14 protein-coding genes are annotated in these 11,352 nt (G+C 61.8%); 6 read left to right on the forward strand and 8 right to left on the reverse strand.

What is annotated here, in order from left to right:
• Positions 1 to 435: 435 nt before the first annotated feature.
• The 3 genes from DDE76_RS17810 to DDE76_RS17820 are packed head-to-tail and all read left to right on the forward strand — an operon-like array spanning position 436 to position 2,916.
• Positions 436 to 825: a DUF6152 family protein gene (locus tag DDE76_RS17810; protein WP_281261868.1), complete on the forward strand. Its 390-nt coding sequence runs from the start codon at positions 436 to 438 to the stop codon at positions 823 to 825.
• 3 nt (positions 826 to 828) lie between these two features.
• Positions 829 to 1,293 (forward strand): DUF6644 family protein, encoded by a 465-nt coding sequence (locus DDE76_RS17815; RefSeq protein WP_104894034.1) that lies wholly within the window; start codon positions 829 to 831, stop codon positions 1,291 to 1,293.
• Between the two features lie 51 nt (positions 1,294 to 1,344).
• Positions 1,345 to 2,916 (forward strand): cryptochrome/photolyase family protein, encoded by a 1,572-nt coding sequence (locus DDE76_RS17820; RefSeq protein WP_104894033.1) that lies wholly within the window; start codon positions 1,345 to 1,347, stop codon positions 2,914 to 2,916.
• A gap of 50 nt (positions 2,917 to 2,966) precedes the next feature.
• Here the strand turns inward: DDE76_RS17820 and gndA are convergent, their stop codons facing one another.
• Positions 2,967 to 4,385 (reverse strand): NADP-dependent phosphogluconate dehydrogenase, encoded by a 1,419-nt coding sequence (gene gndA, locus DDE76_RS17825; RefSeq protein ID WP_104894032.1) that lies wholly within the window; start codon positions 4,383 to 4,385, stop codon positions 2,967 to 2,969.
• 144 nt (positions 4,386 to 4,529) lie between these two features.
• Positions 4,530 to 5,000, reverse strand: a complete 471-nt coding sequence (locus tag DDE76_RS17830; protein WP_198650943.1) for an SRPBCC family protein — start codon at positions 4,998 to 5,000, stop codon at positions 4,530 to 4,532.
• Positions 5,001 to 5,086: 86 nt separating this feature from the next.
• On the opposite strand from DDE76_RS17830, the gene DDE76_RS17835 reads away from it, so the two are divergent.
• Both DDE76_RS17835 and DDE76_RS17840 read left to right on the forward strand, forming a co-directional pair.
• Positions 5,087 to 5,860 carry an SDR family oxidoreductase gene (locus DDE76_RS17835; protein ID WP_104894031.1) on the forward strand — a complete coding sequence of 258 codons (774 nt, stop codon included), beginning with the start codon at positions 5,087 to 5,089 and terminating at the stop codon, positions 5,858 to 5,860.
• Positions 5,829 to 6,392 (forward strand): gluconokinase, encoded by a 564-nt coding sequence (locus tag DDE76_RS17840; protein ID WP_104894030.1) that lies wholly within the window; start codon positions 5,829 to 5,831, stop codon positions 6,390 to 6,392. Before DDE76_RS17835 ends, DDE76_RS17840 begins: the two co-directional genes overlap by 32 nt.
• A 20-nt stretch (positions 6,393 to 6,412) precedes the next feature.
• Here the strand turns inward: DDE76_RS17840 and DDE76_RS17845 are convergent, their stop codons facing one another.
• From DDE76_RS17845 to DDE76_RS17870, 6 genes are all read right to left on the reverse strand, one after another.
• Complete coding sequence (locus DDE76_RS17845; RefSeq protein WP_104894029.1) at positions 6,413 to 7,165, reverse strand: SDR family NAD(P)-dependent oxidoreductase; 753 nt, start codon at positions 7,163 to 7,165, stop codon at positions 6,413 to 6,415.
• 139 nt (positions 7,166 to 7,304) lie between these two features.
• A complete protein-coding gene (locus DDE76_RS17850; RefSeq protein WP_104894028.1) occupies positions 7,305 to 7,673 on the reverse strand; it encodes a DUF1622 domain-containing protein in 369 nt (122 codons plus the stop codon).
• Between the two features lie 84 nt (positions 7,674 to 7,757).
• Positions 7,758 to 8,531: a MerR family transcriptional regulator gene (locus DDE76_RS17855; protein WP_104894027.1), complete on the reverse strand. Its 774-nt coding sequence runs from the start codon at positions 8,529 to 8,531 to the stop codon at positions 7,758 to 7,760.
• Between the two features lie 36 nt (positions 8,532 to 8,567).
• A complete protein-coding gene (locus DDE76_RS17860) occupies positions 8,568 to 9,053 on the reverse strand; it encodes a CYTH domain-containing protein (protein ID WP_104894026.1) in 486 nt (161 codons plus the stop codon).
• A 6-nt stretch (positions 9,054 to 9,059) separates the two neighbouring features.
• Positions 9,060 to 9,947: a CHAD domain-containing protein gene (locus tag DDE76_RS17865; RefSeq protein WP_104894025.1), complete on the reverse strand. Its 888-nt coding sequence runs from the start codon at positions 9,945 to 9,947 to the stop codon at positions 9,060 to 9,062.
• Positions 9,948 to 9,963: 16 nt separating this feature from the next.
• Positions 9,964 to 10,500 (reverse strand): methylated-DNA--[protein]-cysteine S-methyltransferase, encoded by a 537-nt coding sequence (locus tag DDE76_RS17870; protein WP_104894024.1) that lies wholly within the window; start codon positions 10,498 to 10,500, stop codon positions 9,964 to 9,966.
• Positions 10,501 to 10,624: 124 nt separating this feature from the next.
• Between DDE76_RS17870 and DDE76_RS17875 the strand changes: the two genes are divergently transcribed.
• Complete coding sequence (locus tag DDE76_RS17875) at positions 10,625 to 11,149, forward strand: dihydrofolate reductase family protein (RefSeq protein ID WP_104895000.1); 525 nt, start codon at positions 10,625 to 10,627, stop codon at positions 11,147 to 11,149.
• The last annotated feature ends 203 nt before the right edge of the window (positions 11,150 to 11,352 follow it).

The following is an 11,352-nucleotide window of genomic DNA, read 5'->3' on the forward strand; positions in this document are numbered from 1 at the left end:
TCCCTGAAACTAAAAACTGAGACGAAAACCGTCTCGGGATGCCGGGTTTTCTCGTTAGCAGGTAACTTGGCAGGCCTATCCTGGGGACGACATCGCAATGTGCCGCCCATGGTGCCCAGGCTCTCAACCGCCGACCCGCAGACCGTGAGGGCAAGCGACTGCCCCACGCCCGGCTGTCCCTCCCGCCACTGGTCGCTGCAGGCCGCCCTGACGCGAGAGAGATGGACGGATTATGCGGGGAGAATTGGGTGCGGGGATAACAATCGTTCAGACAAAATATCCACCGGCGCCAAATGACTCAATGATGACGTCACGAGCAGGCGCAAAACCCGCAGTACAGGATTGGACCCGAGGCATCGCGATTTGTTGAATGGCTGGCTCGGATCAAGAGGAGGACACTACCGTTCCAGGGGAACAACCCGGAGGACAGCCACCATGAACTTTCATCATCTCGGCCGCCGCAGCATCTTGAGCGCAGGTCTCGCGCTGGCCTTTGCCGGTCTGGCCGGTTCCGCCATGGCGCATCACGGCTGGAGCTGGGCGGAAGCCGGCATGATCGAATTGACCGGCACCATATCCAGCATCACCATTGCCCCGCCCCACCCTGTGATAGAAGTCGACGCCGATGGCGAGATCTGGACCGTGGAACTGGGCAATCCCTCGGCCACCCAGCGGGCCGGCTTCGTTGAGGGCGCCGCCGAAATCGGCCAGGAAATCGTGGCGCTGGGCAATCGGGATGCCGATGGGACGACTCGCATGAAGGCGGTCCGCATTACCATCGATGGCACGGCTTACGACATCTATCCCGAGCGCATCCCCTCCTAGCGCATGTGGGACGCCCTGCAGAGCTGGCCGGGCGCGGTCGCCCTGCGGGGTTCCCCGGTCCTTTACCTGCTGGTCAATGCCGCCCACATCCTGGGGATCGGGCTGATTGTCGGTCCGATCCTGGCGCTGGATGCGCGCTTGCTCGGCCTGGTCCGCCATATCCCTATTGGTGTCGTGGGGCCGTTCCTGGCGGCCGTCGCCAAGCTCGGCGTCGGGCTCGCCATTGTGACCGGCCTGGGCCTGTTCAGCGTGCAGCCGGCCAACTATGCTGGCAACCCGGCCTTTCTTCTCAAGCTTCTCATCCTGGTGCTGGCCATCGCCAACGCGGTGAGCGTCGATCGCGGCCGGGCTTGGAAGCAGGCCATCGAGACCAATGAAATCGCCGCCGTCCTGCGTTGGCAGGCGGCAGCATCTTCCATGCTTTGGATCACGGTACTGGTTGCCGGTCGCTGGATCGGGTTTGTCTAGCGATTGTGCCTGAATGCTGAACCGGGCCGTGGCGCGATGCGTAGTGCAGTCATGGCAAAACTGCGCTTCATCCTGGGTGACCATCTTTCCCGCAACCTTGCGAGCCTCAGGGACATCGACAAGGACCACGACATCGTCCTGATGGCCGAGGTGGGAGGCGAATCCACCATTGTCGGCTTTCACAAGCAGAAGCTGGTGCTGATCTACTCAGCCATGCGCCACTTCGCCGAAGCGCTGCGCGCCGAAGGCATCACGGTCGACTATGTTAGCCTGGATTGCCCCAACAACACGCAAAGTCTGGATGGCGAACTCAAGCGCGCCCTCAACCGCCATGACGTGGAGGCCGTGGTGGTGACCGAGCCGGGGGCATGGCGCGTTCGTGCCCTCATGGACAAGTGGGAACAAAACCTTGGGGTACCCGTAGAGATCCGCGAGGATGATCGCTTCATTTGCAGTCACGAGCGCTTTTCAGCCTGGGCGAAGGGCAGAAAATCGCTCCGCATGGAGTTCTTTTACAGGGAGATGCGCCGGGAGACGGGCCTACTGATGAAGGACAGCCGGCCGGAGGGCGGCCAGTGGAACCTTGACGCAGAGAACCGGAGTCCGCTGCCGCCCGGTCATCGCGCACCTGAGCGCCTGCGGTTCAGCCCGGATGCCGAAACAAGGCGGGTGATTGGCCTGGTGCGTGAGCGCTTTCCGGACAATTTTGGAGAGATTGAGCCGTTCTCCTGGGCAGTCACCCGCCACGATGCTCTCAGGGCCCTGGACCACTTCATTGCCGCGGCCCTGCCCGGCTTCGGCACCTATCAAGATGCCATGAAAAGCGGGGAGCCCTTTCTGCATCACGGCCTGTTGTCGGCCTATCTCAATATCGGCCTGCTGGGGGCCGAAGAAGTCTGCGCGGCGGCGCAAAGGGCGTATTACGCCGGCGACGCACCGCTCAACGCCGCCGAGGGCTTTATCCGGCAAGTTCTAGGGTGGCGGGAATATGTGCGGGGCATCTACTGGTGGAAAATGCCCGACTATGCGCAGACCAACTTTCTGGGCGCGCAGCGCGACCTGCCGTGGTTCTACTGGTCCGGCGAGACGGACATGAACTGCATGGCCAATGCGATTGACGACACGCGGCGGCATGCCTACGCCCACCATATCCAGCGCCTGATGGTCACCGGGAACTTTGCGCTCCTCGCCAGCATCGAACCACGCCAGATCGAGGCATGGTATCTGGCGGTCTATATTGACGCCTTCGACTGGGTCGAACTGCCAAACGTGCACGGCATGGTCATGTTTGCCGATGGTGGCTTGCTCGCGTCCAAGCCCTATGCGGCCTCGGGCGCCTATATCAACCGGATGTCCGACTACTGCGCCGGCTGCCGCTACAGCCCCAAGGTCAAAGACAGCGAGAACGCCTGCCCCATCACTCTGCTCTACTGGAACTTTCTCATTGAAAACCGCAGGGTCCTTCAGGCCAATCCGCGCATGGCAATGGCCTATCGCAATCTGGACAGAATGGATGCTTCCGCTGTTCAGGGCATGCAGCAGAGGGCGACGCGCTTTCTGGATGGACTCAATGCCGGAGTGACGACAACCAATCCGCCGCTACAGGGTGAGCTCGACCTGTGAAAAAGGCCGGGCAAACTGCCCGGCCTCAATTGGCGCGATTTGCAAGGGTTTTAGTTGCCCAAGGTGCTCGGCCAAGTGCCGTGCAGGTCGGAACCGCGGCCTTCGATCTCGAAGCCGTGGGCGCCGAAGAAGTCGCGCTGGCCCTGAATGAGATTGGCGGTGCCCTGAGCCTGGCGATAGCTGTCGAAATAGCTCAGCGCGGCCGAAAGGCAGATCATCGGGAATTCACCAATGGCGGCAGCGGCCACGACCTTGCGCAGGCTCGGATGGCTGTCCTTCATGATCTCGACGAAATCTGGCACGACGAGCAGGTTGACCGCCTCGCCCTTGTCATAGGCGGACGCCATCTGGTCGAGGAAGCGCGAACGGATGATGCAGCCGGCGCGCCAGATCTTGGCGATGGTTGCGAGCGGCAGGGCCCAGCCATTCTCTTCCGAAGCCTTGGCGATGACGGCAAAACCCTGGGCATAGGAAACGATCTTGCCGGCGAGCAGCGCCTTTTCGAGATCGGCCAGGGTCACATCGGTCTTGGCGCGGTTTGGCTTGCCATAGATGCCTTCAGCGGCAACGCGCTCGGATTTGCGTGAGGAGATCGAGCGGGCCGCAACGGCGCCTTCGATGGCTGTGGCCGGCACGCCCATTTGCTGGGCGGCAATGGCAGACCACACCCCGGTGCCCTTCTGGCCGGCCTTGTCCAGGATCAATTCGACCAGCGGCTTGCCGGTCTGGTCATCAATGGCATCCAGCACGTGACCGGTGATTTCGATGAGGTAGGAATTGAGCGGCCCCTTGTTCCACTCCTTGAAGACGTCGGCGCATTCCTTGGGCGACATCCCGAGGCCATCGCGCATCACGCCGTAGACTTCGGCGATCATCTGCATGTCGCCGTATTCGATGCCGTTGTGGATGGTCTTGACGAAGTGCCCGGCGCCACCTTCACCGAGATAGGCGCAGCAGCTTTCACCGTTGAACTTGGCGGCAATGGCGGTCAGCACGGCCTCGGCATTGTGCCACTGCTCCTTGGAGCCGCCGACCATGATCGAGGGTCCGTGCCGGGCCCCCTCTTCGCCGCCGGAAACGCCGACGCCGAGATAGCCGATATTCTTGGGCTTGAGATAGTCGAAGCGACGCTGGGTATCGGAGAACAGCGAATTGCCGCATTCGATGATGGCGTCACCGGCTGCCAGATGAGGCAGAAGCTGCTCGATCATGTCATCGACCGGCTGGCCGGCCTTGACCATGATGATGATCGAGCGTGGCGCCTTCACCGTCTGCACGAATTCGGCCAGGTCATATTTGGGGATGGTGTTGCCATCCAGGCCCTGGGCTTTAGCGTCGGCCATATGCTCGTCAATACGGCCCGCCGACCGGTTGTGAACGGCAACAGTGTAGCCCTTCTCGGCAATGTTCAGGGCCAGATTGGATCCCATGACCGCCAGGCCGATAAGGCCGATATCTGCTGTCGACATACAAACAGTCCTTCTAAATCGCTTCCGTGTTCATTCCATGCGCTCAAGGGCACGGCACGCGGGCGGGAAATGACCACAATCCGCGCCTTGAAGGAAGTGCGGATTACACAATTTCCGGCCAGATCGCACAACTTGTATGGAAGATCAAGCCGAACTGCCCTCGCGCACATCCACGCCGCGCTCAGCGAAAGCCTTGAAGGCCTCGGCATATTGCTGGCTCTGCTTCTTGAACATGCCCGGCATCAGAAAGCCCATGATCTTCATGAAAGGGCTCTTCATTTCAAAGACATTGTGGCTTTCCCAGAGGGTGCGGTCCGGTCCCAGTTCAGTGAAGCGATTCTGTACAACATTGTGCACGCCCTCCACATCATAGGTACCATCAAAGGCATCGGGCAGGTCCCGGCGGGTGATGGTCTCGATCATTTCCATGCGCCGGCTGCCCATGAGAAAGACCAGTTTCGACGTCGCGCCAACCTGCCCCGGTTCTCCAGAGAGAGGCTCGAAACTGAGAAGGCCCTTCTGCCATCTGGGCAGATTGTCCGGGTTGTCGAACAGTTCAATGACCTTGTCGCGCGGCAGGTCGATGACAATTGACGTGTCGTATTCCAGCGCCATGGGGTCCCTCCTCCACCTTGCATCGCATCGGGGCGTCCTCTAACACCCGATGAGGACGGTGCCATACTGGGAGGATAAGGCCAACAATGAAGCGGGGCATAGCGCAATTCGACCTGACGGGCCGGCGAGCCCTGGTGACCGGCTCCAGCCGCGGCCTGGGACTGGCCATGGCAACGGCCCTGGCCGGGGCCGGCGCAGAACTGGTCCTCAACGGCCGGGACGCAGTAGCCCTGGGCAAAGCGGCCGCCGATCTGTCCGAAAGCGGGGCCACGGTTTCGGCCCTGGCCTTCGATGTGACCAGCCCCGACAGCGTGGCCGACGCCATCGGCCATTGCGAAGAACAGATTGGTCCAATCGACATTCTGGTCAACAATGCCGGCATGCAGATAAGGGGATCATTGGAGACCTTTAGCCACGAGAATTTCGAGGCCATGCTGAGCGCCCATGTGGTCTCCACCTTTTCGGTCAGCAAGGCTGTTGCCCAGCACATGCTGGCGCGCGGCAGGGGCAAGATCATCAATATCTGTTCGATCCTGACCAATCATGCCCGCCCGACCGCCGCGCCCTACGGCGCTGCCAAGGCAGCCATTGCCAACCTCACGCGCGGAATGGCAGCCGACTGGGCCCCGCGTGGGCTGAACATCAACGCCATTGCGCCGGGCTATTTCAAGACCGATCTCAACACGGCTCTGATCGCCGACCCGGCCTTCGATGGCTGGGTAAAGCAGCGCACGCCCATGGGGCGCTGGGGCGAGGTCGAGGAACTTGGCCCTGCCGCAATCTTTCTTGCATCTGACGCTTCCAGTTTCGTGAACGGACACATTCTCTATGTCGACGGCGCCTTCACAGCCACGGTCTGAACCGGCTCGCATCATCATTGTCATGGGCGTCAGCTCTTCGGGAAAATCCACCGTAGGGGCGGCCCTCGCGCGCGCCCTGCATGCCCCCTTCCTTGATGGGGACCAGTATCACCCCGAGTCCAATGTCGAGAAAATGCGCGCCGGCACGCCGCTGACCGACGCGGATCGCTGGCCCTGGCTGGAGGCCCTGAGTACGGCCCTCATACAGGCGGCACAGAAGAAGGACGTTGCCATCGGTGCCTGTTCGGCCCTCAAGCGCAGCTATCGGGACTTTATTACTGAAAAGGCCGGCGAGCCGGTGCTGTTCGTCTACCTGGACGGCTCCAAGGAGGTGATTGGCGAGCGCATGGCCAAGCGCAGCCACGAATATATGCCAACGAGCCTCCTCGGCAGCCAGTTCGCCACGCTCGAAGTGCCCGACCCGGCCACGGAAAACACGTTGCATGTGCCCGTGACCGACAGCGTCGACAAGATCGTACGCACCGTCACTGGCGCGCTCGATCACCTCAAGAGCTTCAAGCGCTGGCAATAGCCCGCTGAACGCAGCGCGCCCTATTGCGCCACATAGCCGCCATCCACCAGATGGTAGGATCCGGTGATGTTGGACGCTGCGTCGGAAAGCAGGAACAGGGTCAGGGCAGCGACTTCGTCGGACTTGCCCAGGCGACCGATCGGATGTGCGGAGGCCAGCGCATCGTAATTGTCCTTGGGCAGAGCAGCCAGAAGCGGGGTATCGATGAAGCCGGGGCCAACGGCCGTGACCCGGATGCCCTGCTTGGCATAGTCCATCGCCGCCGATTTGGTCATGCCCACCACACCATGCTTTGCCGCGACATAGGCCGGTGCGTTGGGGAAAGCGACCGATCCGAGAATGGAGGCCATGTTGACGATGGCGCCACCGCCGGACTTCAGCATGGCGGCAATTTCGTACTTCATTGAATAGAAGACAGAGTTCAGATTGACGTCGATGACCTTGTGCCAGTCCTCCAGCGTGTAATCGCCCAACGGCGCCGCCGCGCCGCCAATGCCGGCATTGTTCACACCAAGATCAAGCTTGCCGAAGGTATCGACGGCAAACTGAACAGCCTTCTCGACCTGATCGGCCTGTGCCACATCAACGGCCACCGCCGCCGCCTCTCCGCCATCGCTTTTGATCGCCTCAACGACTTTCTCGGCCGCATCAAGCTTGAGATCGGCTACGACGACCTTGGCTCCGCGCGTTGCCAGCTGGCGCGCCACGGCTTCGCCAATGCCGGAAGCGGCGCCTGTTACCAGCGCAACCTTGCCTGCAAAATCATTGGTCATTTCAATCTCCTTGTTGTCTCCCCTTCATATGGGGCTGCCCGAAGGGTGCTGCCATGCGCTGGATCAAGTTTGGGATCGAACACAATGTTCATGTCGGGCGGCAAGGTAACCGGCAGCGGAGCGACGGACGAAGTGACGATCATCTCGATTGCTGCCGCTCGGAGACTTCCCTGGCTGTCTGTTGCCAGGGCCAGCGCCCGCTGACCTCCACTTCCAGCGACAGGCTGAGGAAGGTCCGGATTGCCACGATGCCGGCCAGTACCGCCAGGCTGTCCAGCGTTGGCTCTATGGCAACAGTGGCAATGATGTCGGCAGCAACCAGCACCTCGAGCCCAAGCAGGATACCCCGGCCGATATCGGCCCGGTAAGCGCGGAACCGGTCATGGGCCTCCTGGATGCGCAACTGCATGGCGAACCGGACCGTACTCACGATCAGGCCCAGGACAATGATGGCGATGCCGAACCATTCGACACTGCGCACGATGATATGGAGCAATTGATCGGTCATGGTTTCCCCCGTCCCTGCCTTCCGGGCTAACGCGGCGAACCACCCAAGCGATCCACCGCGCCTGCCATTGCATGGGGGCGAGGACTAATCCTGGCGCCTGGCCCAAGACCGCATGGCGGCGATCAGGTAGTCGGCAAAGCCGGTTTCAATCGCCTCGTAGCGGGCCCGAAAGTCGGGATGCTCGTAGACGTCGGCCAGGCCCGCATAGGCCTCGGGAGGGCATTCGCGGCCCCAACTGACCCCGACCCATTGCCGGTGACGCTCGATCAGCGGATCAAGGGCGCTGGCCTGAGGCGGCAGGCCACGGCGGAGAGCTTCGGCCAGCCCGTCCTCGATGTCCTTGAGTTCGGCCATCATCGCGGCCTGTTCGTCCTTGGACATCCCGGCCATTTTCGCGCGGCTGCGGATGATGTCCTGTTCAATCTGCTCGCCATAATGCTCGACCAGCCAGGCTTCGTATTCGGCCTGTTTTTTCGGATCCACCAGGCCCGAATAGAGTTCTTCGTGCGTCATTGCGCCTTCTCCTTTGAGATGGGCGATCGTGCGGTCAATCGTCCTGACCATACCGGCGTAACGCTTCGCCTGAGCATCCAGCCGTTCGCGTTGCTGCTGCAGCGTGCCGAGCCGGTCGAAGCCGGGCGCATCCAGGATGGCGCCGATCTCGGCCAGGGGCATATCCAGCTCCCGGAGGATCAGAATTTGCTGCAGGCGCAGCAATTCCTCCTCGCAATAATAGCGATAGCGGTTCTCGCCGGTGAATGCGGGTTTGAGCAGACCGATATCATCATAGTGGTGCAGCGTGCGCACCGTTACGCCGGCAAGCCGGGCGAGCTGATTGACGGTATAGGTCTTGGTCATGGTCCCGCATCCTCCGCGAGACGAGGTAATAGTCCCTTACGCCGCGTCAGGGTCAACAGGCGGCACGCCAGGCACTCGCGCCAGGCTCGCATTGGCGTAGCGGTCATCATGGCTGACCTCCCGGCCCGCCCAGCCCGGCATGTCGATCGCCTGATCGACAGCCTCAAGCTCGACTTCGGCCACAATCAGGCCGGCATGGGCACCGGCAAAGACATCGACCTCCCAGGTCAATCCGCCATGCGGCACCAGATATCGGGTCTTTTCGACAACGTTTGGCTGCGCCAGGGCGAGCATTTCCCGGGCATCGTCCAGTGGAACGTCATATTCGAACTCGGCGCGGCTGATCCCCTCGGCGGGGCCCTTGAGGGTCAGCACCGCCCTTTGCTCGTCCGCAATACGGATGCGTACAGTGGCCTTGGCATTGCTGGACAGATACCCCTGCACCAAGCGCTTCTGTCCCGTGACAGCCTGTCGCCAGCCGTCCCCGGCAACCAGAAATTTACGTTCGATTTCTTCGGCCATTTCGCCCTATCTCAGAAGCTGCCAATAGGCATCGAACCGCCTGGCCGCACCGCTGGGAGGCTCCGCCGCCAACTGCCGGCCGAGAACGAAAGCCTTCTCGCTGAGCGCTGCCTGTTGCTCGGCAATGATCGCCAGCAATGCGTCGACAGAGCTGTCACCCGGCGCACGCGTGGAAACGATCCAGTCGGACAGCACCATCAGGTTGTGGTGGTCACCCAGGGTCTCGCCCAATTCATCGAGCCGGGCACAAAGATTTTCCATGATCGCGGGCGCGGTGCGCTCGTAAAGGCGCATGTGATACCACCAAACCTTCGCAGCCTTGCGCCAATCATGCACCACCTCGCCTTCGGGCGCCTTGCGCGCCTTGGCCAGACGCTTGCGAAAACGGCGATACCCCGCCCTAAGACCGGGCTGCACAATAGCTGTGCCCGTGGCGTCAAACTGCCAACTCGGCACCCGCGCACGCGCTTCAGTGAAATCGGCGGCCGCCAGCGCCAGCAATTCCTCTTCGCCCATTTGCTGGCGCAGATGCCTGGCGCGCTCCCGCAGCCGATCGAGCAGGGTTACCGATCCCACCCCATCGACACCGAGCCGCGCGCCGGAATGTTCGACCAGGACCGTCATGGTCTGGACCATCACGGCAGCGTCACGGGCTACCGAGAACCGGTCGGCAATGGCCCGAAAGGCGGCATTTTCCGCATCATTTTCGGCAAAGACCGGCCGCACGAGCTTGAGCAGGGCACGCAGCTTCTTGCACGATTTGCGCAGCGTATGGACGGTCTGGTCAAAATCCTCACTGGCCGCAATCGCTTCCAATGCCTTGTCGATCTGCTCGGCGGCGATAGCGCGCACCTGACCGGCAACACCAGTGGACTGCTTGAAGGCATAGGCCATGACTTGAACCCGAAAACTAGAACCCGAAACTCATCTGGCCGGCCGGTGTGCCGACATTGACACCTTCCATCGCCAGCATCTTGACCTTGGTGACCGTTCCGCCCGGCGCCGAGAACCCGCCCGGTTTGCCATTGCTGGCCAGCACCCGGTGGCAGGGTATGACCAGCGGAATGGGATTGGCGCCCATGGCCTGACCCACCGCGCGCGACAGGCCGGGATCACCCAGCTCACGCGCCAGCGCCCCATAGGTGATGGTCTGTCCCCAGGGCACCTGCACCAGGCGCTCATAGGCCCTGCGGTGAAAGCCCGAGACCCCGGACAGGTCGAGCGGGACGTCGCCGAAATGCACCTCCAGACCTTCCGCATAATCTTCGATCCGGCTTATCAACCCGGCAATCAGCCGCGTCGGCTCGCCCGGCTGCGCCCCGTCCCGCCCGAGACGTTCCAGCATCGCCTTTTGCGACGTATCGGGCAGCAAGACCCTGGCCAGACCCCGCTCGGTCCAGCCAAGGCCGAACAATCCCAATGCTGTCTCGAAAGTTACCGTTTCCATGGCCAAAGCATAAGCGCCCGCTCAGGCGGACGCCAGATGGGGCATGCGCCCTGCCCTGACCTTTGCTGACAATTTCTGTCGCGCGTTCAGGCCAAACCGGCGCAGACCACCAAACGAGGACCGTATGGCACGCATTCTGGGATATATCGCCGCCAGCCTGGATGGCTTCATTGTCGATGCAAAGGGCAGCCTGGACTGGCTGTTCAAATATGACGACATGGATCTGGGCAAGCACGACTACCGCACATTTATCAAGTCGATCCGCACTGTTGTCATGGGTCGCGCTACCTATGACTGGCTGGCCGATCAGGAAGCACCCTGGGCCTATGCTGACCAGCGCTGCATCGTAGTGACCTCGCGCCCGATCGAAGACCCAAAGGGACCGCTCGAGACCCGGTCCGATATTGACGCGCTGATCGCCGAATTGCGCGGGCTCGATGATGGTGATGTCTGGATGCTTGGCGGCGGTCGCTTGCAGATGGCATTCATGGAGCGCGGTGCGCTGGATGAACTGGAAATCTATGTGATGCCCGAAATCCTGGGCGGCGGGGCGCCGCTGTTTCCTGCCACCGGGTACCGGGCCTCGCCCGAACTGGTTTCGGCAAAGCCGGTGAGCAAGGGGTGCGTGCGGCTGTATTATCGCTTCTGAGACGAGAATGCCGGCCGCTCGGCGGCCGGCATGTTCAGTGCTTCGCCGTCGGTCCAGTGTCCGTTGCCCTGCGGACGGGAGTGTCAGGATTTCCGTGTGTGGTCGGGCATAGTGGGTAAACAAGGAGTCCCCTATGTCTCGACGCAAAGAGCCTGCAATCCCCAATGAGCTTCTCGACCAACTGCTGGCAGGCGGCGCTGCCA

Origin of the sequence: Devosia indica (assembly GCF_003056405.1) — a bacterium.
GTDB lineage: Bacteria > Pseudomonadota > Alphaproteobacteria > Rhizobiales > Devosiaceae > Devosia > Devosia indica.